At 40.7% G+C, this 23,592-nt stretch carries 22 protein-coding genes; 17 read left to right on the forward strand and 5 right to left on the reverse strand.

Annotation, left to right across the window (positions count from 1 at the left end; all coding sequences use genetic code 11):
* Window positions 1-110: 110 nt before the first annotated feature.
* The 3 genes from AB1K80_RS08715 to AB1K80_RS08725 form a co-directional block, all read right to left on the reverse strand.
* Window positions 111-707 (reverse strand): biotin transporter BioY, encoded by a 597-nt coding sequence (locus AB1K80_RS08715; protein WP_412856230.1) that lies wholly within the window; start codon window positions 705-707, stop codon window positions 111-113.
* A gap of 116 nt (window positions 708-823) precedes the next feature.
* Complete coding sequence (ald, locus tag AB1K80_RS08720; RefSeq protein ID WP_412856231.1) at window positions 824-1,960, reverse strand: alanine dehydrogenase; 1,137 nt, start codon at window positions 1,958-1,960, stop codon at window positions 824-826.
* 110 nt (window positions 1,961-2,070) lie between these two features.
* Window positions 2,071-3,300 (reverse strand): PucR family transcriptional regulator, encoded by a 1,230-nt coding sequence (locus tag AB1K80_RS08725; protein WP_412856232.1) that lies wholly within the window; start codon window positions 3,298-3,300, stop codon window positions 2,071-2,073.
* A 401-nt stretch (window positions 3,301-3,701) separates the two neighbouring features.
* Between AB1K80_RS08725 and AB1K80_RS08730 the strand changes: the two genes are divergently transcribed.
* The 8 genes from AB1K80_RS08730 (at window position 3,702) to AB1K80_RS08765 (ending at window position 15,082) form a co-directional block, all read left to right on the forward strand.
* A complete protein-coding gene (locus AB1K80_RS08730; protein ID WP_412856233.1) occupies window positions 3,702-3,995 on the forward strand; it encodes a WXG100 family type VII secretion target in 294 nt (97 codons plus the stop codon).
* Between the two features lie 94 nt (window positions 3,996-4,089).
* Window positions 4,090-4,329, forward strand: a complete 240-nt coding sequence (locus AB1K80_RS08735; protein ID WP_412856234.1) for an EsaB/YukD family protein — start codon at window positions 4,090-4,092, stop codon at window positions 4,327-4,329.
* A gap of 14 nt (window positions 4,330-4,343) precedes the next feature.
* Window positions 4,344-5,657, forward strand: a complete 1,314-nt coding sequence (essB, locus tag AB1K80_RS08740) for a type VII secretion protein EssB (RefSeq protein WP_412856235.1) — start codon at window positions 4,344-4,346, stop codon at window positions 5,655-5,657.
* Between the two features lie 51 nt (window positions 5,658-5,708).
* Window positions 5,709-10,184 (forward strand): type VII secretion protein EssC, encoded by a 4,476-nt coding sequence (gene essC, locus AB1K80_RS08745; RefSeq protein WP_412856236.1) that lies wholly within the window; start codon window positions 5,709-5,711, stop codon window positions 10,182-10,184.
* Entirely contained in the window at window positions 10,181-13,075 is a 2,895-nt protein-coding gene (gene esaA / locus AB1K80_RS08750) for a type VII secretion protein EsaA (protein ID WP_412856237.1), read from the forward strand. The genes essC and esaA overlap by 4 nt, the downstream gene beginning before the upstream one ends.
* A gap of 7 nt (window positions 13,076-13,082) precedes the next feature.
* On the forward strand, window positions 13,083-13,550 hold the full coding sequence (essA, locus tag AB1K80_RS08755; protein ID WP_412856320.1) for a type VII secretion protein EssA: 468 nt from the start codon (window positions 13,083-13,085) through the stop codon (window positions 13,548-13,550).
* Window positions 13,551-13,647: 97 nt separating this feature from the next.
* Entirely contained in the window at window positions 13,648-14,394 is a 747-nt protein-coding gene (locus tag AB1K80_RS08760; RefSeq protein ID WP_412856238.1) for a (S)-benzoin forming benzil reductase, read from the forward strand.
* A gap of 154 nt (window positions 14,395-14,548) precedes the next feature.
* Window positions 14,549-15,082, forward strand: a complete 534-nt coding sequence (locus AB1K80_RS08765) for an HD domain-containing protein (RefSeq protein WP_412856239.1) — start codon at window positions 14,549-14,551, stop codon at window positions 15,080-15,082.
* On the opposite strand, the gene AB1K80_RS08770 is transcribed toward AB1K80_RS08765, so the two are convergent.
* On the reverse strand, window positions 15,079-16,563 hold the full coding sequence (locus AB1K80_RS08770) for an esterase/lipase family protein (RefSeq protein WP_412856240.1): 1,485 nt from the start codon (window positions 16,561-16,563) through the stop codon (window positions 15,079-15,081). The two genes, AB1K80_RS08765 and AB1K80_RS08770, sit on opposite strands and share 4 nt — an antisense overlap.
* 180 nt (window positions 16,564-16,743) lie before the next feature.
* Between AB1K80_RS08770 and AB1K80_RS08775 the strand changes: the two genes are divergently transcribed.
* The 9 genes from AB1K80_RS08775 to AB1K80_RS08815 all read left to right on the forward strand — a co-directional run bounded on the left by AB1K80_RS08775 (window position 16,744) and on the right by AB1K80_RS08815 (window position 23,120).
* A complete protein-coding gene (locus AB1K80_RS08775; RefSeq protein ID WP_099681761.1) occupies window positions 16,744-16,980 on the forward strand; it encodes a YuzF family protein in 237 nt (78 codons plus the stop codon).
* Between the two features lie 182 nt (window positions 16,981-17,162).
* The gene (locus AB1K80_RS08780; protein WP_412856241.1) at window positions 17,163-18,266 is read left to right on the forward strand and encodes an AI-2E family transporter; all 1,104 of its coding nucleotides are present in this window, start codon (window positions 17,163-17,165) and stop codon (window positions 18,264-18,266) included.
* Between the two features lie 69 nt (window positions 18,267-18,335).
* Window positions 18,336-18,557 (forward strand): spore germination protein, encoded by a 222-nt coding sequence (locus AB1K80_RS08785; protein WP_412856242.1) that lies wholly within the window; start codon window positions 18,336-18,338, stop codon window positions 18,555-18,557.
* Between the two features lie 97 nt (window positions 18,558-18,654).
* Entirely contained in the window at window positions 18,655-18,876 is a 222-nt protein-coding gene (locus tag AB1K80_RS08790) for a spore germination protein (RefSeq protein ID WP_412856243.1), read from the forward strand.
* 95 nt (window positions 18,877-18,971) lie between these two features.
* Entirely contained in the window at window positions 18,972-19,220 is a 249-nt protein-coding gene (locus AB1K80_RS08795; RefSeq protein WP_412856244.1) for a YueH family protein, read from the forward strand.
* 26 nt (window positions 19,221-19,246) lie between these two features.
* Complete coding sequence (locus tag AB1K80_RS08800; protein WP_412856245.1) at window positions 19,247-19,654, forward strand: YueI family protein; 408 nt, start codon at window positions 19,247-19,249, stop codon at window positions 19,652-19,654.
* A gap of 60 nt (window positions 19,655-19,714) precedes the next feature.
* Entirely contained in the window at window positions 19,715-20,266 is a 552-nt protein-coding gene (locus AB1K80_RS08805; protein WP_412856246.1) for a cysteine hydrolase family protein, read from the forward strand.
* A gap of 17 nt (window positions 20,267-20,283) precedes the next feature.
* On the forward strand, window positions 20,284-21,753 hold the full coding sequence (locus AB1K80_RS08810; RefSeq protein ID WP_412856247.1) for a nicotinate phosphoribosyltransferase: 1,470 nt from the start codon (window positions 20,284-20,286) through the stop codon (window positions 21,751-21,753).
* Window positions 21,754-21,893: 140 nt separating this feature from the next.
* Complete coding sequence (locus AB1K80_RS08815) at window positions 21,894-23,120, forward strand: EAL and HDOD domain-containing protein (protein WP_412856248.1); 1,227 nt, start codon at window positions 21,894-21,896, stop codon at window positions 23,118-23,120.
* Between the two features lie 34 nt (window positions 23,121-23,154).
* Here AB1K80_RS08815 and AB1K80_RS08820 read toward each other — a convergent pair whose 3' ends face one another.
* Entirely contained in the window at window positions 23,155-23,508 is a 354-nt protein-coding gene (locus AB1K80_RS08820) for an inner spore coat protein (protein ID WP_412856249.1), read from the reverse strand.
* Between the last annotated feature and the right edge of the window lie 84 nt (window positions 23,509-23,592).

A 23,592-nucleotide genomic window follows, 5' to 3' on the forward strand; every position in this document is an offset into this window, starting at 1 on the left:
CGATACATTTCATTCAACATATATACCTTTAAAATAAAAAAGATTGTAGAAAAACATGAGTTTCTCTACAATCTGAAGGTTCCTCCCATGGAGGAACCTTTTTTGTTCATTTATGAAGCCGTTTGCTCTTTTCGAAAGGATGTAGCTTTCGAAACGGAACGGTAAATTTTCGGTGCCAGCATGGCAAGTAAAATCGTAAAGGCATAATCTTTTACCATGAACCAAAGCATCGAGAGCCATATGATTTGGTAGGAGATTGGTGCATTCAACCATATATGTAAGGCAACATACATATAGGTGACGCCAATCACATAGATCACGGTCGTTCCAGTAATGGCTGCCAATAGAAAGCTTGCAAAACCAGGGTTCTTTCTCTTTTCAAGAATCCATCCGGTAAGCCATGCAGCAGGAATATATGATAATACAAATCCACCACTTTTCCCTAAAATCACTCCGAGCCCTGCTGAGAAGCTGGCAAATACAGGTGCGCCAGCGATGCCCACCAAGGCATATACGATCATGGCTAATGCCCCGAGACGTCTGCCAAGTAAGAGTCCCGCAAGCAAACAAAAAAATGGTTGCATCGTGAGTGGAATTCCGCCGACCTGTAAAAATGGGACGACTGATGTGATATTTGCACCAATGGCCATGAGTGCAGCAAACATTCCGACTAACACAAAGTCAGCAGTTCTTGTCTTCTTTTGCATGATGTTTCCCCCTGTCTCATCTGTACAAATAGAGTAATCGGAAGGGGATAGTTTGTCAACCTATTTTTATTTTAGGTTAACAATAAAAACCGCCCAATAAAGGACGGTTTAGGTTCTTATGCTTCTGTCATCGAGGAACGGTCAATGGCATCCATTAATGGGACATAATCAAGCCCGAGGTCATGTGCAACAGCTTCATACGTGATATGTCCATTCATCACATTCACGCCTTCAGCGATCATTTGATTTTCCTTGATAGCCTTTGCAGCCCCTTTGTTCGCAATTTGGAGGGCATAAGGAACCGTGACATTGGTTAATGCGACAGTTGATGTTCTTGGAACCGCACCAGGCATATTTGCGACTGCATAGTGTACAATCCCATGTTTTTCATACGTCGGTTGATCATGTGTCGTGATATGATCGACTGTTTCGACAATCCCGCCTTGGTCAATGGCCACATCTACAATGACGGAGCCAGGTGTCATTTGTTTCACCATTTCTTCTGTCACAAGTGTGGGTGCTTTGGCACCTGGTATGAGCACTGCACAAATCAGAAGATCCGCGTCCCTAACAGCATCTGCAATATTGACGGGATTGGACATTAATGTTTTCATTTGATGACCAAATTGATCGTCAAGCTGTCGTAATCTTTCTGCATTGACATCAATGAGTGTGACATCTGCGCCAAGTCCGATGGCCATTTTCGCTGCATTGGTTCCTACAACACCTCCGCCAATGATCGTGACTTTACCTCTTGATACGCCCGGTACGCCTGCCAGCAAAATACCTTTTCCGCCTTTTGGCTTTTCTAAAAACTGTGCACCGATTTGAGCGGCCATTCTGCCAGCTACTTCAGACATAGGGGTGAGAAGAGGGAGTGATTTTCCGTCCGTTACGGTTTCATAAGCAATGGCTGTGACGCCTGTTTGTTTTAATGCTTCAGCCAGGGAGGGTTCTGCTGCGAGATGCAAGTACGTAAATAAGATGAGTCCTTCTCTAAAATATGCATATTCTTCAGGTAATGGTTCTTTCACCTTCATAATCATATCAGAAGCTGCCCATACATCTTTTGCAAGTGGAACAATCGTTGCACCAACAGATACATAATCGTCATCGTTGAAACCGCTTCCATAACCGGCGTTTGTTTCAATTAAAATCTGGTGTCCAGCAGAAAGTAATTGAGAAGCCGCTCCTGGTGTTAATGCCACACGGTTCTCATTGTTTTTAATTTCTTTCGGAATGCCGATGATCATGTTTATTCCTCCTATGCTTATGTATTGATATTGTATGTTTAGTGTATCCTGAAAGTTTGAAAAATGCTTCGGTTGAAATAAAAAATAAAAAAACGCCTCTTTGTGAAATTTCACAAAGGGACGTTTCTTAGCTTCATATCAAGATAAATCGTCATTTTCTCATTCATATTTTTCAAATCAATTTCTGCGATGTCTGTAATTCGCTTTAGCCGATAATTCAAGGTATTGATATGGATATTTAATTGCTTGGCAGCAATGTTGGCATTACTATCACAGTCAATAAATCGTTCAAGTGTCTCCACCAAATTTGATTGATGCTTCAAGTCGTAATCTTCAAGTTTTGATAAAGAGTAACTTGAATAAGACGACCCTTTCCTCTTCTCCGCAAGCACATCCAAATATTGATAAATGCCGAGTTCAGAAAAGCTGTTTAAACGCTCAGTTTCAATCGGAAAACGATCCTTTGTTTTCAAGACAGCGAGTGCTTCCTTATAGGAAGGTTGGATGTGTGAAATATGATCATAGATCCCACCAATAGCTGCTTGAACGTGATGGATTTGATAGCGATCCGCCAATTGTTGTAACATGCTGTTGGTGAATTGCTTCATATCTTGAAGCGGATATTCCGTTTTTGGCGAAACAAGGATGATCAATTCGCGAAAATCAACAGTCGTTAATAACACTTGTACTCGCTGTGTTGTTTCAAGTAGATAAGACAGCTTCTTTTCTGTCTCCTCTGTGAGCTCATCATGTAGGCGGAAGATAAGAATGGCAAACGTATCCGGGCACCTCATGCCAAGTCTCATAAAGAGATCGAGCATCTCATCTTTTTCATGAATATGACCTGTGAGCATTTTCCAAAAAAGTTCTTGATTTCGCTCTTCTGTTTTTGTTTTTCGAATTTGTAAATTGAGCAATTTGTTTTTAACGGCATTCGCCGCCATCTTCAGTAGTTCCATTTCTTCTTCTGTAAAAGGGCGTGACGATTCTATCGCCCAAATAAACCCGAGTACTTCTTTGTCTTTCCAAATAGAAATGGCGACTCTGCTAGAAAGACCTACTTCGGCAATTTGATCGACACGAAGTGGTACGTCTGTTTTAAGAAGAGTTGGTATGATCCCGTCTTTCCAAAGCCGGTTGATGACCTTTTCTGGTACACGACGGGAGATAATGGTTGAGGTTCTAGCGGGATCAGTGAAATCATTGTGTGTACTGTAGGCTAATAATCGGTGATGAGTATCTTCTATCGTAATTGGACAATGAAGCACATCACTAATTTGATCAGCTACATCCTCTAAACGATCAAGACTATACTTAAACGGATCTGTCTTTTTTTTCATAAAAAATCCCTGCTTTATTGAATATGTCATGTACTTATATTATGAAGAGAAGCAGATCCGTAAATCAATAGAAATGTCATAAAATAAAAAAAAGATTCAAGAAGTGCTAAAAATTCATGGTGATAAAGTAGTTGGCAAGAAATAGTACATTCATAACATAGTAAAAAGATAATAGGAGGAAAGATTCACCTAGATGAAGCTGGTTTTATTGAGAAGAAATGACTAATAATATGTAAAATAATAGATAAACATCAAAAATAGAGTAATTCTATAGACTCATTTTGTAAAATAAAAACAGATTTGTTTGACTGTGTATCATTTCTGTTTTTATAATGATAACGTCAAAAAATAAGTGGATTAGCCCATTATATGGTGGCTAAGCACAGGAGGTAATGAGGAATATGTCAGGAATTATTCGCGTAACCCCAGAAGAACTAAGAGCAACCGCTAAGCAATACGGTGTTGAAAGTCAAGAGGTGTTAAACCAAGTTGATCGTCTAAATAGAATGATCACTGACCTAAAAGGAATGTGGGAAGGTGCTTCTAGTGAAGCATTCGCTGATCAATACGAGCAGTTAAAGCCTTCATTCATTAAAATGTCTGATCTATTAACAGATGTCAGCAATCAGCTTGAACAAACTGCAAATACACTTGAGAGCACTGACCAAGACATCGCTAGCCAAATCCGCGGCTAATCTTAGTCATTTCCTATCTAGTGTAAAATGCAGAAAAAGCGCCGAGTCTGTCAGTTGATATCGGCGCTCTTTCTATTGTGTGAGGTGGAAATTTGTGTATATCGATATTACCATCGACTTAAAAAATTATGATGGTAGTGTGTTTGATTTGAGACTATCAAATTATTTACAGATTAAACAAGTCATTCATATTACCTGGCAAGCCAAACAAATCTCACTGCCGAAACGAGAAGGTGGATGGGTACGTGTCGTCAATAAGAAAGCTGTGTTTTCAGGCGAATATAAGCTGTCAGACTGTGGGATTACGACAGGGGACAGGCTGGAAATACTATGAAAGGACTTTTGTAAATGGTAGATAAAAAGAGTTCCTATTTAGAAGAACAATTAGAAGCAGTCATGAAAAAGGAGGAAGGAACGTATACCTTCATTTTTCAAAAAGAGACCATTAAGCTCTTAGACGGTTTAGAAGCGGCACCAATTAAAGATATCAATCCTTCCTTTAAAAAAGAGATTCAAGTAACTGAAGGTGAGGTCATCATCTCAATTGAACCGCCTTCTTCCTATCAGGAATTCCGTTTCATCCATGCAAAAGATGAAAAAAGCAAATGGATTTTTTCATACCAGCTTGTCGATGCAGTTTGCAAACACGACGTGAAGCGTCTGCATCTCATTGTTTCTCCTGAAAACATCGTTTTTCATCAGGGCTTAGCACCTGCATTTTTGCATTATGGAGTCAAGGAAAGCATTCCACCATACGAAACGGATGAGAATCGTCTTTTAAAAGAGGTCAAAGCTGTTGTCCTACGAGTCGTTGATCACGAATATCAGTTTCAAGAATATTTGACTTACCATGATACGTTGAAATTATCAGAACTGGCAAAAGAGATCAGTGAAGCGAGTTCGTTGGAAGAACTATCGGCTCTCATTCAACAAAAGATAAAAGCCATCGAAACGAAGGAAAAAACGCTCTTAACCATTCCGAAAAAGAAATGGAAAATAGAACGATACATTGGACTAGGACTTCTTGTTCTCTTAATTCCGGCGCTGGTGTATACCGTTTATACATTCTTTTTCGCGATGCCGAAGCAAGAAGCATATGTCGAAGCCAATAAATATTATCTCAACAAACAGTACAGCCAGGTGGTGGATACATTAGAGAAATATCCACCGCATAAAATGCCGGTTTCACTACAATACGAACTGGCCATTTCGTATGTGCAAACGAACCAAGGCAATCTGCTATTAGATCAGCATAAAAAAGAAATTGCAGATACGTATACTTTGCAAACAGATCCGCAATACTTCCTTTTCTGGATTCACATCGGACAAGGAAATAGCAAAGAAGCGCTTGATATGGCGCGGGTACTTGGGGACGATCGTTACATCTTCACAGCACTCGTCGCTTATCGCAATGAAATTCAAAGTGATGACAGTCTATCGGCTGAAGAAAAACAAAAACAAATAGATCCAATCATAAAAGAAATGGAAAAATACGAAGAGAACGAAACGACTGAGACAAGCACCAATGACTCTTCAGACACAGGTCAAACCGAAGAAACAACTGAACAAAAAGAACAGGCGAAACCTGATCAAGAAAATAAAGAAAAAGAATTGAATGAGAAAAAGAAAACCTCTGAGACGAAAAAAGATGAGAAAAAATAATCCTTTCAATACAATTGGCAGTTGGTGCTGTCCTACGAGGAGGTGGAGCGTTTGAGTCTGCTTTGGGTTTTTTATAAGGATGATTATCAAACGGTCCGGTTAGATGAACAGTTCAATCGAGAAGCTGTGATTGGACCTGAACTAGAACATACAGTGACGATTCCGACGATTTCATTTGATGAGGGAGAGATCCGTTTATCTCCAGATGAACAGAAAGACCATTTTCTTGTATATCGAAAAGAACATCAGGAAGGCAGATTACTCCCGAATGAGCCGTACAAGATAGGGGAAATCACCCTCGTTTTAATGGATGCACAGCATGATCAGAATCTTTATTACCTAGGAAATAGAGTAGAAGTTTCCTTTGCGAGTACAGAACAAGATGATGCAGATATATGGAAAGAGCAAGCTCATTCGATGTCTCAAGATGCCAAACAATTCATGCTTGAGCAGATTGAAGGTACTTGGTATGTCATGCCTCAAGATGAGACGATTTATTTGAATGGGAAGAAAATAAACGGACCAGAGAGGATCCAGGCCGGAGATGAGCTGTTCTGGAACTTTTTAACGATTTTATTCAAAGAGAATGATTTATTACAAGTGACAGGATACGAGCCATTTCAAACGCGCTTAGAAAAAACAACACAACCAAGCACGGAAACAAAACAAAAATACCCATTATATAGACGTACACCACGTTTGATCTATGATCTGCCTGATGATCGGGTGTCGTTTAGCTTTCCTTCACAGGAGAGTGAGAATAACAACAGAGGACTATGGCTAGTTGTCCTCCCGCCACTTGTGATGCTTCTTGTCATGGGAATTGTCGCACTAGTGCAGCCACGAGGCATCTTTATTATCGTGTCGATGGCGATGTTTATTATGACGTTAATTACATCGTCTGTTCAATACTTTAAAGAGAAGTCACAGCGTAAGAGACGTGAAGAGAAAAGGCAACGCGTATACTCTCTCTATCTAGAAAATAAGCGGAAAGAGTTACAGGAGTTATATGATCGCCAGCAATACATTCTCAAGTATCACTATCCGTCATTTGAACAAATGAAGTACCTCACGTCAGAAATTAGTGGACGGATTTGGGAAAAGACGCTTGTGAGTGATGACTTTTTACAGTTGCGTCTTGGAACGGGCTCTGTTCCATCAAGCTATGAGTTATCAACGAGTGGTGGAGATTTAGCCAATCGTGATATCGATGATTTAATGGAGCAAACACAACACATGCAGCGCGTCTATCGAGAGGTTAAGGATGTTCCAATTACGTTTGGTCTTGCTGACGGCCCTACAGGATTAATTGGAAAACCAGCAATTGTAAAAAAAGAGCTTCACCAGCTTGTTGGTCAGCTTGCTTTTTCACATAGCTATCATGATTTGAGATTTGTTTTTATCTTTCATGAACATGAGTATGAGAATTGGGAATGGATGAAGTGGTTGCCGCATTTCCAGCTACCCCATACATACGGGAAAGGCTTTATTTACAATGAACAAACGCGAGATCAGCTGCTGTCCTCCATTTATGAAATTTTGCGAGAGCGTGATTTAGAAGAAGAGAAAGAGAAAAAAATCTATTCGCCTCACTTTGTGTTCATCGTGACAAATCATGAGCTCATTGCTGAGCATGTCATTTTAGAATACTTAGAAGGTAGTCGAACAGATCTTGGTATCTCCATTATCTTTGCAGCAGAAACGAAAGAAAGCTTGGCTGAGAATATCTCGACTTTGGTTCGTTATATTAACGATGAAGAAGGCGATATTCTAATTCAGCATAAGAAGGCTGTAAGAATTCCCTTCCAGCTTGATAGACATCAGCGAGATGACAATGAACAGTTTGCTAGAACATTAAGAACGTTAGAGCACCAAGTCGGAATGACCAACTCGATACCAGAGACAGTCTCTTTCCTTGACCTCTTTCATGCCAAACAGGTAGAGGAAATCGGCATTCGAGAAAAATGGTTGACTAGTGAAACAGCAAAATCATTATCTGTCCCAATTGGATATAAAGGGAAAAATGATCTTGTCGATCTGAACCTGCATGAAAAAGCACATGGACCACATGGTCTATTAGCTGGAACAACGGGTTCAGGGAAAAGTGAATTTTTACAGACGTATATTTTGTCGTTGGCAGTACACTTTCATCCGCACGAAGTCGCTTTTCTCTTGATTGATTATAAAGGTGGAGGAATGGCACAGCCGTTTCGAAATATTCCACATTTACTTGGGACCATCACCAACATTGAAGGCAGTAAGAACTTTAGTGAAAGAGCACTTGCCTCAATTAAGAGTGAGCTTAAGAAAAGACAGCGATTGTTTGATCAATATCAGGTGAATCACATCAATGATTATACGAAGCTCTATAAGGAGAAAAAGGCTGAAAAGGCGATGCCACATTTGTTCTTAATCTCTGATGAGTTTGCTGAACTAAAAAGTGAGGAGCCAGATTTCATTAGAGAGCTCGTCAGTGCAGCACGTATTGGACGAAGCCTCGGTGTTCATCTCATTTTAGCCACACAAAAACCAGGCGGAGTGATCGATGATCAAATTTGGAGTAACTCGCGCTTTAAGGTTGCCTTAAAAGTACAAGATGCTTCAGATAGTAAGGAAATTTTGAAAAATAGCGATGCGGCGTCCATTACCGTCACAGGTCGAGGCTATCTACAGGTTGGAAACAATGAGATCTACGAATTGTTCCAATCGGCTTGGAGTGGTGCGCCTTATATGGAGGATGGCTACGGGTCAGAAGATGACATTGCCATTGTGACCGATACTGGTTTGATTCCGTTATCAGGTGTAAGTACAGAACCAAAACAGAAAAAAGAGACCGTGACGGAAATTTCCGCCGTTGTGGATGAAATTGAAAGAATGCAAGAGGAGCTAGGGATTGAGAAGCTTCCAAGTCCATGGCTTCCACCGCTTGAAGAGCGTATACCGAAATCGCGTTATGCGTCGAGCGAAGAACATGTCTTCCATTTTGCGCTTGTGGATGAGCCGGATCAGCAGAGCCAGCACCCGTTGTCCTATCAAATGATGGAAGATGGGAATATTGGCATCTTTGGGTCATCTGGTTATGGTAAATCCATTGCCGCTACGACGTTGCTCATGAGTTTTGCTGAGAGATATTCACCGGAAGAATGGCATGCTTACATTTATGATTTCGGGAATGGAACCCTGCTTCCACTTGCCAAGCTGCCACACACAGCGGACTACTTCTTAATGGATCAAATGCGAAAGATTCAAAAGTCCATGAAGCGTCTGCGTGAAGAGGTTGAATATCGCAAGCGATTATTTAGACAGCAAGAAATGAGTCATATCAAAATGTACAATGCCTTAAACGAGAAGAAACTACCATTCATCTTTATCGTCATTGATAACTTTGACATTGTAAAAGATGAAATGCACGATCTCGAATCTGAGTTTATTCAACTGAGTCGTGATGGGCAGTCACTTGGCATTTACTTTATGATCACAGCGACTCGTGTAAACGCAGTACGTCAATCCTTGATGAACAACTTGAAAACAAAGATTGTTCATTACTTAATGGATCAAGGTGAGGCATATTCAATGATTGGTCGACCGAAATTCAGCTTAGAGCCGATCCCAGGTCGCGTCATCATCAATAAAGAAGAGCTTTATTTTGCCCAAATGTTCTTGCCAGTTGAGGGTGATAATGACCTTGAGTTGTTTGAGCATTTGAAAGAAGACATCCAGCTGCTTCATGATCGGTTTGCAGAGAATGAGAAACCAAGGCCTGTGCCAATGTTGCCTGACAAGCTCACAGTATGGGAGCTTGAAAGCCGTCTAGATAAACGGACAAACCTTTACGATATTCCAGTAGGACTAGATGAGGAATCTGTTGCACCTGTGTACTTTGATCTGAAGAAGAATAAGCATTGTCTCATTATAGGTCAAACACAGCGAGGCAAAACGAATGTCACAAAAATCATGCTCGATCAGCTATTAGAAGCAAAGCCTGAAAAATTAGCAGTGTTTGATTCGATTGATCGTGGTCTATCTCATTATGCAAAAGAAGACAACATCGATTACCTTGAAACAAAGGATGACATCACAGAATGGGCCGAGGAAATTGATCGCATATTTAAAGTGCGAGAAGAGATGTATGTCGAAGCTGTTCGCCAAGGAGAGACAGACCAGTTAGCATTCTCACAAATTGTACTCGTGATAGATGGCATCACACGCTTTCAACAAACGGTCGATTCACGCTTGCAAGACCAACTGGCTGATTTCATGAAATCCTATGCACATTTAGGATTTAGCCTCATTGCGTCAGGGAACCATACAGAATTTAGTAAAGGCTATGATGCATTGACAAATGAAATCAAACAAGTTCGTCATGCAATGTTGCTCATGAAAAAATCAGAGCAAAACATTATACCGCTTCCGTATGCAAGACAAGAACCAGAGATACAGCCAGGCTTTGGGTATCTCGTTGAGAATGGAAAAGAAATTAAAATCCAGGTTCCTTTATGTGCGGTAGAAAGGAAGAGTGTTCAATGACAGAACAGCATAAAAGCTCAATAAAAATGATATCCACCATGATCTTGATTCTGGTTTTGCCGATTTTGTTTTTCAACCTCATAGGGGATGATCCGGCGAAGCAGAAGAAGAATGCCACACGTAATATTGCGGTGGTGAATGAGGATATGGGAGCGAGCGAAAGTGAAAACACTGCTCGCTTTGGACAAGATGTGGTTGCAGCATTATCGGAACGACCTGATTATACATGGACAGTCGTCAATCGGAGTGCAGCAGAAAATGGACTGAAGAACAGAAAATACGATGCAGTCCTCTACATTCCGTCTGATTTCTCAAAAAACGTGCTCAGTTACGATAAAGACCATCCAGAAAAGGCGGCCATTGAATTTTCAATCCAAGATCAGCTCAATGCAGTCAATAAAGAAAAAGTGCAGCGAGAGCTTGAAAATGCCCAAAAGAAAATGAATGAACAAATGTCGACCTTATACTGGAGTTTTGTGTCACAGGAAATTGATCATGTCAGAGAAGAGTTTGAGAATATCGTCGGTAAAGAAGTTGAATTCCAGAATACGATGTATAACTTCTATAAACCAAACTCAAACAAATTATCTGACGCGGTCCAGCAGCAAAAGAGCCAAATTGAAGAATTGAAAAATGCAATGGCTGAGTCACAAAAGCAGTATAAAGACGGCTTGAGTACAACTGAAGAAGCAAAGAGTCAGCTAAAGGATTTCATTCAAGTGGTTGATCAATACCAACAATATCAAGAAAAGAAAAAAGATCTATTGATCAAAGCGCAATCTGCGAGTCAAAAACAAATCCAGCAAGGGCTCAAACAGCTAGCAGACATTCAAAGCCAAAATACCCGCAGCTTTAGCGAGCAAATGAGCGGGCTAAAAACAGATATGAATGACGTGCAAAATCAGCTGAAAACAACGGATAGTGCCATTCAATCTGTTCAAAAGTCGAGAGAAGAAGCCATACCTGTGCAGATGAAAGGATTAACAGCCCTTGTGGAAGACTCTCAAAAAGAGCTGATTAAAGAGTATGAAGCTCAATACCTGGAATACTACGGGAAGAAAATGGAGACATTGCAGGCTAGGTTACAGGTGAAAAGAGATGAACTCATCGATGCACCTGAACAACCGGATGATCCAGGTGAAGATGGGCAAACAGATCAAGATGATGAAAACCCTGAAGAAATCGGCATTAACTTAGATGAGGAAACAAACGAGCTCTCACAAATTTCAACAGAAATGGATGAGCTAGCCGATCAATTGGCTGAACAAGGGACGACACCTCCAACGAATGGGATCGATGGAACACCGAATGATGGATCCCCTCAGCCAGATACCGGAAATACGAATCAATCGAAAGATGATCTAAAAGCACTCTCTCTACGTCTAGAAGAAGTGAAAAAGAACATTCAAGAAAAAGCGACTGCACACAATGATCAACTAAAAAGTAAAGTGAGTCAGCTAAGTAAGGAGCTTGAGGCTCTTTCAAAACAAGTAGAGAAACTTGAAAAGACGATTCAAAGGTGGCTAGATAGATATAATGTGCTTCCAAATGAAATCAAAAATCAAGAAACCTCTATAACAAGAAAGGTGAAAGAGCTGAAACAAAGCAACTCACCAATCTATGGATTCTTTAAGAAAGATCTCTTTGAGAGAGAGTTTAAAACAAGTACAACAAGAACCAAAAAGTTAATGGATTATTCCAATCAGCTTTCACAGTTAGAGATGATGCTCAATCAATTCTATCAACCATCGAATCATTCAGCTTTACTTGACACGAAAAAAGACAGCATTCAGTCCATTCTCACAATCAAACAAGAGGAGACGGATCGCTGGGATACGTTAAAGAATCAGATGCTCACATCGAATGATGATGTGTCTGCATTTATTGATGAGATGAAACAATTTTCAGAGGGCTATGCAGAATATATCACAACTCAGCATGCCAGTATGGAGCAGGAATTAGATACGATCTCTGAAAGTGCGAACAATGTGGCAGAGCAAATGGCTGATCAAGGTGATGCAGTGTATACAGCAGATCTTGCAGGTAGCTCCATTGTGGTCAGTGCCCAAGACTCAATTGGTCAAGAAGTGCTTCGCTTGTCCGAGAACATGAGCTCTTTAACAGACCGCCAAAAAGGTGTGGCTGATTATACGAGCAACATTGAAGAGAGTGTCACGACGGTTCAAGAAAAGGCTGATACGCTCAATGAAAACTGGGGCAAAAACGTTGACTCAACGAAGCTTGTTCAACAAGATTTAAATGGCATTTTAGGCAATACTTTAAGTGATCAAGGGAACAGCAACTATGTGTACAACCACTTAGCCAATCCATTGAAAATCAGTGGTGATGTGCCTGAAGAAAAAACGCAAACTGTACCGCCAGTCGTTATTTTGGTCATTATTATGATCAGCAGCTTATTGATTGGTTATTTTAGCTCGTATTATTCAAACGTTCCAATGCTAGTCAAAGCCGCGCTGTTTGGCCTATTGAATCTAATGGTTGGCCTGATGATCAGCTTATTTGGACTCAATATTTATAAGCTCGCAGATGATCAAGCCATTCAATGGTCAATCTTTACGATCTTGCTATTGGTGACATGTTCTGCCTTTATTCGTACGGCCTTCCTGTTCGGATCAATCGCAGGTTGGATGGCGACAACTGCACTGATCTTCTTCTTTGTAGCGCCGTTAATTGATTTGGTCATGCCGAATTTCTATTTCACAAACCCGGTTACGGATGTGTATATGTCCATTCAATACGGAAGTGGTGACGAATTCGGAATAGGCATCATCGGTTTAATCATTTTAACTGTCGTGTTGATGCTTATACCATTTGTACCAAAGCTCATGAAAGATAAAACAGAGGATCGTGATGTAACACATGAGGCTTAATCTGTTGGTGAAGGGAATGGCACTTTGTGTCATCTCCCTTACTCTCCTCATGCCCACTGTAGCTGCTACTGGAGAAGATACGGATACGAATATAAAGCCAAATGAATACAAGCAAAAGGAACTCAATATTAACTCAGGTATATTGAGGGACCAAACCAAATACGAACAAAGCAAAACAACACCGAATGTAAAAAAAGACATTCAGTTCACTGAACCACCTAAACCTTCAGGCGGACAATTGAGTCCGGATTTATTCAGTGACTTGAAAGAAAATCCGCCTAAAACACCAGCCCGTATGATGGAAGAGATGGACATCTCTTTTAGTGATTCGGCTGCATCAGCACCTTCTGTAGATGATCAAGAAAAGCAAAACTCGGCCATGCTACCGATGATCTTTGGTTTCCTCATTGTCATAGGCATCATCATCATGATTGTCTTGATCCTTAAGGTGAGTGTGAAGGTTGAAAAGAAATAGTCTGCCCCGTCTGTTAAGAGGGGCAGGCTTTTTTATGTAGATCGCTTGATGTCAATCTGAGAAACTACGTACAATAGGGTGGACAAAGGAGGAGATTGTGATTCGAATTTCAATCGTTACAGGAGGATCAAAAGGGTTTGGTCTAGCACTTGTGAAGCGGCTGCTTTCACGTGGTGATCTTGTTTATTCTGCGGCAAGAAGTGTTGCACCAATGTCTCATCCAAAGCTGACTCATTCTCAGGTCGATCTATTGGATGAAAAAGTAGCTAGCGAATGGCTGCGCGGTATACTTTCCCTAGAAACAGTGACAGAAGCGAATGAAGTCCTACTCGTCAATAATGCGGGAATGGTGACACCTATCAAACGGGTAGGGCAGGGAGGGGAAGGAATGTATCATCAACATTACATGTTGAACCTTGTGACCCCGGTCATGCTGAGCCATTTGTTTGTCGAACAGACTCAGTCACTCAAAAGTAAGAAAACGATCGTCCACCTTTCTTCTGGAGCGGCGAAGAATCCATATAAAGGATGGAGTGGGTATTGTAGCTCAAAAGCAGGACTCGATATGTTTATGAGAACTTTACATGAAGAACAAAAAGACGAGACATTTCCTGTAAAGACATTTTCATTTTCACCAGGCACGATCGACACAGATATGCAGGGAGACATCCGAAAAGCAACGAAACAGGATTTTGAACAACTTGATCGTTTTCAGCATTTATATGAAGCAGGCGCATTGAAAAGTCCAGATGAAGTGGCAGGTATTTTGCTTGATCTGTTAGCGAACGACCCAACTGGTGGATGTGTATATGATGCACGTGAGTATGTGAAAAAGCAGTCATGATGACTGCTTTTTTTTCATCTGGTACAAGCAAACAAGCAACCTTTGTTCACAGTGCATAAGCTAATGTTGAGACGTAAATAAAATATGTCAGAACATTTGAGTTTCTATTCAGAATATGTTAGGATGCTAAAAATATAGATAAGGAGGGGGTTCCATGAGAAAGGTGACATTAATGGATGTATACACCCATCCAATCGCCCAAAAATATTTAAATCGTTCGGGGAAAGCTCATGCCATTGCTTGTGCTTATCATGCATTCAAGCTAGCTGTACAAGCTGGAGTCAATCCAGATCTCGCTGTGAAAGCCGCACTCTTGCATGATATGGGTCATTATGAATGGTATACTGCTGGCGGAGAATGGGATTATGAGACATATAGACGGAATGATATTCATGCCATTAAAGGGGCAGAGCGCGCCCACAAATTGCTCATACGTCTCGGCGAGGAGCGAAAAGCAGCCAAAGATGTTGCACTCGCCATCTTGCTTCATACAGATTCTTATTTGCCAGAGGGCGACCTTCATAAGGACACACTCCAGCAAATTGTAAAGAAAGCGGATGAAATGGATGAAGAGCCTGGTGGACATCACCATTACAGGCAAATCGAAGAATCTCTCGCTTTGAAAAAAATTGCGGACTTAGATCAGAAGGTGCAACAGGCACTCGAGCCTATGAAACACTCTGTTTAGTACGGAATGTCACCATGTACCTTTCCGTCCTGATCCACATACAATGTGCGAATCACAGTACGATTAAACGCTGATGTACCAGAAGTGGTGAGGCCAGTGTAATTGACTGTGACTGAATAGGCACCTTCTTGATTCAATTGAGTGGATGATGAAGATCGCATTTTGAATTGGTGATCTTTTTGTTTATCTTTAAAATAGACCGTTTCGACTGTTTTACTTAAGCGTTTGATCAGACTGCTTGAGTGTGTGGATGCATCTCCTGCTTTCATTGCTGCTTTTTTGATTTCCTCATTTAATGGAGAGTCAAAAGAGACAAGCAGCAAATAAGGAGATTTTTTTCCTGAATTTGATCGAACCATCCATTTTCCAGGAACGGGTTTATTGATCTGTACTTGATGTGAAAATGCGCCTTCATATGGGAAAGAAGCTTCTGTGGATGTGAATTTCGTTAAGACATCTCCATTAGGGGCGACGATTTCCAGCTCTGCTTCCTGACTTTGGTTTAACCACTGAATCGATAAACCATTCGTTCCTTCCTCTACATAAAATGCTTCTGTTTTATCTTTTTCACTTTCCCCGCCTCTTACATAAACATCCGTATTCAATTCATTCGTTTCTGGTTCAAGTTCAGAATCGTCTTCTATTTCGGTATTTGCGACATTAGCTCGAAGCTGATTTTGTAACACAGGGAACATGTTTGTGCCGTCTTTGATTGAGAAGTGATCCCATTTTCCTGTTAAAATATTATTTGCGTACGATAGCTTTGTGCTACTCACTGTCACTGCGCCATCGTTTGCTCCAAAGCTCTTTAAATACATGCCGCCCAAATATAAAACCCCGCCAAACCTTCCCCATTCTGAACCTGAATAAGTGACATATTTATGCGGGAATGTCTCTAATCGATCCGTTTCATTTCGGTAAGCAGCCATGATCCCTGTTTGTAGGGAATAAAGTGCTTCGCTTTTTTGGCCAAGGAGCTGCGCTAGCCAACTTCCGCCCTTACTATAAGCTAAATCCGCTAACGGCGTCCCATAATGAGGCGATCCGAGCGTAATGACTTTACTGACATATTGATGGGCATTGTGATAAACAAGTGCGGATTGTGTATCGACTCCGCCTTTACTATGACCGATCACGATGAGTTTTCGCCCAAAAAATTGATAGATTTCTTTTAGCTTTTCTGCTAATAGTTTTCCATTCTTTTTCGAGTCTTGATCAGGATATAAATCTACGAATGCGCTTTCGTATCCATTCTGAACAGCCTGTTTTGCCATATCGTTTTCGTTGAACCAAGTGGAGGAAGAACTATTAATGCCATGGACAAAAACAAGAGGGGGCTTTGATTGATCCTTTTGAATCGGTTCTTCTCCTCTAAACCATTTCCCTGGCGTACCAGGTTCATCTCCAAATGTGCCTGCATACGCATAACTTGCAGAGGATAAAAAGAACATAACAGCAATCATAAAAATTAATTTTTTCAAGATACTTCACCTCTTCAAATGATATAATTTGTTGGCACCACGAAACTATTATACTTCTAAAAAATGTAAAAGAATATCGTTTGTAAAAATATGGTATTAATGTTGTGGGTTTGCTGAGTGACATTCCCATTGTTTAGTGCATACGCTATGGGTAAATACACAAGTAAAGGAGCATGTAGGATGGCACAACAAGGAAGTCCGCAGCTTGTTTCGTTAGTTGATCCATATGTTTATCAAACATTGCAAAAAGTAGTCGGTATGAGATTAATTGTTCAAACAGTGAAAGATACAGTGCGTGGAAAATTGAAGGAAGTCATGCCAGATCATATTGTGATCGAGGCGGGAACAAAATCGGTTTTTTATGTGAGGATCCAGCAAATCGTGTCGGTGATGCCTGACCATAGTGAAAGAGTGTAACAAGCAGACGCATAGCTGTCTGCTTTTTTTATGCTTACTGATGTATATCTGAAGAAAACAAATGATATACCAATTGTTATTATTTTTTCGAAAAATAGGGTTCTAAAACAAGAAGCAGTTGACAGAAGGTGGGTTGAATAGTAGTTTTTTATTAAGATCAAAACGTAACAGGAGGAGCACCTTTGTTAAAATCTAAAGTTCACTTTTGGACATTCCAGATACTGTTAGTTCTACTTATTGTGTATGTATCAACAAAAGTCTCGTTTTTATTTCAGCCGATTTTCTTATTTGCGTCAACACTGTTTGTCCCAATTTTACTTGCGGGGATTCTCTTTTTTATCTTTAATCCCATTGTTCGTTTCTTGTCGAAGAAGATTCCTAGAACCGCCGCAATTCTCATCATTTATCTCCTGTTCATCGGCATCATCACGGTTCTAGTCAATGCGGCTGGGCCTGTCATTGTCTCTCAGGTAGGAGGGCTTGTGAAAAGCTTCCCTGGTTATATCACGGATATGCAGAAATTTATCAATGATTTCTCACATTCTAAAACATTTACCTGGATGATGAATCAAGATTATGTGTCTGTCTCAAAATTTGAGCAGTCCATCGTTTCAACATTAAAAGACTTGCCAGAGAATATTGCATCAAGCATGTCTGCTGTTTTTGGCGTGATTGCCAATATTGCATTAGCTGTGATCACGGTTCCATTCATCTTATTTTATATGCTGAAGGACGGCCATAAGTTTCCGGACAAGCTCGTGCAATTTTTACCTATCCCTTACCGCAAGGAAGGGCTGAAGATTTTCAAAGAATTAAATGATACCCTTGCTGCCTATATCCAAGGACAAATCGTTGTGTGTTTATTTGTCGGTGTCGCTTGTTTTATTGGGTACTTACTAATTGGTGTAAAATATGCGCTGATTCTTGGTATCATCATTGCGGTCACAAATGTCATTCCATATCTTGGGCCATATCTTGGAGCGGCGCCAGCCGTGCTGATCGCCTTTCTTGACTCACCTGGAAAAGCCATCGTGACAGTGATTGTGATTTTGGTCGTACAACAAATCGATGGAAACGTGATTTCTCCATTAATCATTGGGAAGCGATTGAATACACATCCGCTGACCATTATTCTCCTATTGATTGGGGCAGGTAGTTTTGGAGGAATTGTTGGGATGATCTTCGCTGTCCCAGTCTACGCGTTGTTAAAGGCGATTACGTTGAATATTGTCAGACTCATTCAGCTACGTCAGCGCTCTCGAAAAGAGCAACATTTACACGTGTAGGTAGAAGCACAATCATTTCTCTCGTTGCATAAGATGACTTAAATGAGTCAAAAAGGGAGGAAGAGCTAGATGCCTGCAATTATTGGACCCATTCATATTGAATCATTAGGTGGTAACGGTTCGGCTACATTTGGTGATGTACTCGCCATTGCGCCGCTTGCTGTAGACCATTCTAGTGGGGGAGCGGGAGCGTTTAATTCGGGAGACTATATGGCCCTCTCAAGTGATCCAAACGCCACCATGCTATGGGATTTCACTCTACTTGGCCAGCCTCAAGCGTTCAATGCATAAGAAGCAGCTGATGATACGACATATCAGCTGTTTTTTTATTTTAAGACACAGATTGGTGTGTTAGGCATATGATGAGGAGAGAAAAGGGGGTGGAAAGATGCCAGCGATCGTTGGACCAATCCATATTGAACGTTTGCTTGGAAACGGAGCAGCTCAATTTGGAGATGTATTTGCCATTGCGCCTAAAAGTGTCGATCATTCCACTGGTGGCACAGGTACGTATAATACAGGTGACTTTAATCGATTTTGCAACAGCCCGAACGTGACATTTGTTTGGGATGTCAACCTCATCAGTCAACAAAAGAGCTTTAATGCATAGACAGCTTCGAAAAGGATTCCTTTGCAGAAGCTGTCTTTTTTTATGGTACAATAGATATGGAAATAAGAAGACAAAAGAGGTGTCAAAAGAGGCAAATGAAAATCAGGAAAGCACATATCACAAGTGAAAAGCCGAAGACTTACAATGTATATTTACATGAAAATAAAAAAGAATATAAAACACTTGTCGCAGTCCCTGATATTGAATGGAGTATTTCCATTGCATATGAGGATGAGAAACAAATACTTGCACAATCTTTAGAACAATCCTTAATCGCAAGAATGGAGAAAGACGAAGCACGTGAACTGGCGCAAAAAATTGTGCACTGGGTCACAGAAATGTAAATTTTTTATCAGGAGTGGAAGCAGCGATGAAAGAAGAATCCGTCGATTTTTATTTGCAGCAAGGGATATTTGGACATGCTGAAACAAAGCCCGATGAACGAAGAATGTTTCTCGGTTCATTGAGAGAACGCGTCCTGCTTGCCTTAACAAAAGGACAGGTGTCGAGGAATCGACCGTATCAAGAAGTAGAACAAATATTGAAGGCTCATCGACAAGCTACTGTTCTTTTAAATGCAGAACTGTCGTATCAATCTTATTCTCAATATGTGAAAACCGCAAATGCTGCCGGCTGTTCATTTAAAGTTGTGAATCAACTCGAGGCACAATCTCCTTTTGGTCTCGTGATTGCCATGCCGCACGCGATCAATAAAGAACAGGTTTATATAGAAGACGAGCTATTTCAAAAAGCGATTTCTCGTGAATCTGCTGAATAGGTTCCCCTAGTGAAATGAATAGGCTATAATGATTCAAAAGAGACAAATGGAGAGATGTCGATGGGAAAAGCATTGATTTGTATTGATTATACTGTTGATTTTGTTGCGGATGAAGGGAAATTGACTTGCGGCAAACCTGGACAGGAGATTGAATCACATATCACAGAGATCACGTCTTCATTTATCGATGAAGGACACTTTGTTGTCTTTGCGGTCGATCATCATGAAGAGCAGGATCCATATCATCCAGAGACAAAACTATTTCCACCTCATAATATTCGCGGGACTGAAGGAATTGAGCTTTTTGGTAAACTAAGTTCACTATTTCACACGTCAAAGCATTTGAAACACGTCTACTATATGGAAAAAACAAGATACTCTGCTTTTGCAGGCACTCAATTAGAAATGAAACTACGCGAGCGAGGCATTACTGAACTTCATTTAGCCGGAGTATGCACTGATATTTGTGTTCTTCATACAGCTGTGGATGCTTACAATAAAGGCTTTCAGATTGTCATTCATCAAAACGCTGTCGCGAGTTTTAATGAAGCAGGTCACGAGTGGGCACTTTCTCACTTTGAGAATACACTCGGGGCGAAGGTGGTTAAGTAAGGGAAGGAGAATTGAAGTTGGAGAATCGGTTTATTGACGACAGTTTATCACTACATACAGATCTTTATCAAATAAACATGGCAGAAACATATTGGAGAGATGGCATTCATGAGAAGAAGGCAGTCTTTGAACTCTTCTTTCGAAAGCTGCCATTTGACAATGGCTTTGCCGTATTTGCAGGATTAGAAAAAGCGATTGAGTACTTATCAGAATTCTCCTTTACCGAAAGTGATCTTGCTTATTTAAAAGATGAACTTGGATATAAAAGCGATTTCATCGAGTATTTAAGCGGCTTGTCCTTTTCAGGTACACTTCATTCCATGCGAGAAGGAGAAATCGTTTTTGCCAATGAGCCGATCATGCGAATTGAAGCGACACTCGTTGAAGCACAGTTAATTGAAACAGCTTTACTCAACATCGTGAACTTCCAAACATTGATCGCAACAAAAGCGGCACGGATCAAGGGAATCATTGAAGATGAAACGGCCCTTGAATTTGGAACAAGACGTGCACATGAAATGGATGCAGCAATGTGGGGGGCTAGAGCGGCGCTTATCGGCGGTTTCCAAGCGACAAGTAATGTTCGTGCGGGCAAGCGCTTTAACATCCCTGTATCAGGAACACATGCACATGCGCTTGTACAAGCATATCGTGATGAATATACAGCGTTTAAAAAATACGCCGAAACCCATCATGATTGTGTCTTTTTAGTGGATACATATGATACGGTCAGATCAGGTATTCCTAATGCCATTAAGGTAGCGAAAGAATTCGGGGATAAGATTAACTTCATTGGTGTCAGACTTGATAGCGGAGACCTTGCGTATTTATCTAAAAAAGCGAGAGCCATGCTTGATGAAGCAGGATTCCCAGAGGCAAAAGTCATTGCATCAAGTGACCTTGACGAACACACCATCATGAATTTAAAATCACAAGGCGCCAAAATTGATGTATGGGGCGTTGGAACAAAACTGATCACTGCGTTTGACCAACCAGCACTCGGTGCGGTGTATAAACTTGTGTCTATCGAGGAAAATGGGGAAATGACGGATACGATTAAAATTTCATCTAACCCAGAGAAAGTCACCACACCAGGACGCAAGCGCGTGTATCGTATCATCAATCAGTTGAACCATCACTCTGAGGGAGATTACATTGCCCTTGAAGAAGAAGATGTTCATAGTGAAGATAAGTTGAAAATGTTCCACCCCGTCCACACATTTATTAGCAAGTTTGTGACAAACTTTGTCGCAAAAGACCTTCATGTGACCATTTTCGAAAAAGGGAAGCTTGTGTATGATAATCCAGATATTCAGACGATTCAAGCATACGTACAAGACAGCCTTGGGCTCTTCTGGGAGGAATATAAACGAATCAGCAAACCAGAAGAATATCCAGTCGATCTAAGTCAAAAATGCTGGGACAATAAAATGCAATTCATCCATGATGTGAAAAATAAAATCAAAAAAGGCCTTTATGAAGGCTAACCTTATGTGAAAAAGAGAGACCATGTGCACAAATGGTCTCTTTTTTTAATGAAACCGAATGAAATGAAACGAAGAGCGTCATCATTTGGTATACTGAAAACACATCTTGTTTGTCTTCGAATAAAGGAGGATTGGGGCAGTTGAGGGTGTTTGTTGCAAGGCAGCCTATTTTTAATAGAAAAGAACAAGTCGTATCATACGAGCTGCTATATAGAGATAGTGAAACCAACACATATAACGCTGAAGATGGTGATCAAGCAACAACAGACCTCATTATTAACAGTTTTTTAAACATTGGTATCGAAACACTTACAGAAGGAAAACGATGCTACATTAATTTCACCGAAAGCTTGCTATCATCTGATCTGCTGACGTATTTTGACCCACATCAGCTTGTGATCGAGATATTAGAAGATGTCCCCATTACCCCGGCACTGATTATGAGATGCAAGCAATTAAAAAAGTGGGGATATACGATCGCACTCGATGATTTCTTTCTCGATGGCTCACATTGTGATGACAAGTGGCTTCAAGAACTCCTCTATTGCATCGATATTTTAAAAATTGATTTTCTGAAGACAACGAAGGAAGAACGAAAAGAGATCCTGACTACATTCAAAAAATATAGGCTGCGATTCCTTGCGGAGAAGGTTGAGACACGAAAAGAATATGAAGAAGCATTAAAAGCTGGATTCCACTTGTTTCAAGGATATTTCTTTAGTGAGCCGCATGTAATTTCAGGGCGGGCATTGTCGACTAGCTTTCACGCGTATCATCAGCTTTTAAATGAGCTAAGCAAGGAACAGCCGAATATACAGATAGTGACCCATTTTATTGAAAGTGATCTTTCCCTTTCATATCAATTATTAAAAATGCTAAATTCAGGTGGCTTGAGACGTCTTTATCAAATTAAAAGTATTAGACAGGCGATTATTCTACTTGGTTTCAATGAGATTCGGCGGTGGATTTTCATTCTGTCATTTAAAGAATTGAATGTCCAAGTCAACTCAAGCCAAAAAGAAATCATCAAGATGTCGTTCATTCGAGCGAAAACGTGTGAACTCATGGCTAGACGTACCGGAAGAGACAATCCCGCTTCTTATATGCTGACAGGTATGTTTTCATTAATCGATACGCTGGTCAGAGCAGACATCAAAGAGCTTTTAAAAGAATTGCCTCTGTCTGATGAGGTCGGTGAAGCACTCCTAGGCTACGAAAATGATTATTTTTCTGTTTTACAAGTGGCGAAGCAAATTGAACGAAATGAATGGGATCAAGCGATGCTAGATGAAAATTTTCCAAAACAAGAAGCCTACAGTTGCTATGTAGAAGCCATTGAATGGTGTCATAAAATGTTCGAAACGTAAAAAAAGCCGCTCGCGTTAGAGCGGCTTTTCTTTGTCATCCCCAGCGTAAAAGGAGAAACAACCTGCTTGAAGTCAGGGATAAAAAGATGCGAATACCTTCAGGACTGAAGCGAATATCAACATTGCTCTTTACACCGATTTGCTTCAGCATTCTGATCACTGTGGCCGTATCAGAATGTTCAGCAGCTTGCATAATCCGCTGACCAAATGAAAGTGAGTTAGCAATCTGCTGTGTAATGAGTGATGCATCGGTGACGAGTCGCGTCGATTCCTTTGCGGCTCTTTGAAACGAATGGGCATCAACAGGTGGATAGGTGACAGGTGCGCGCTGATGTGCGCTATTCATTGCGGGAAACTGCAAACCAGGATAAGGGACATAGTAAAACAATAGGACACCTCTTCTCTTATCGTAGTGAAATTGGACGGATATCTGTTCTAAATGTATGTAAAAGATCAGAATAAAGAATGAAAA

Source organism: Bacillus sp. 179-C3.3 HS, from assembly GCF_047229225.1.
Taxonomy (GTDB): domain Bacteria; phylum Bacillota; class Bacilli; order Bacillales; family Bacillaceae; genus Bacillus.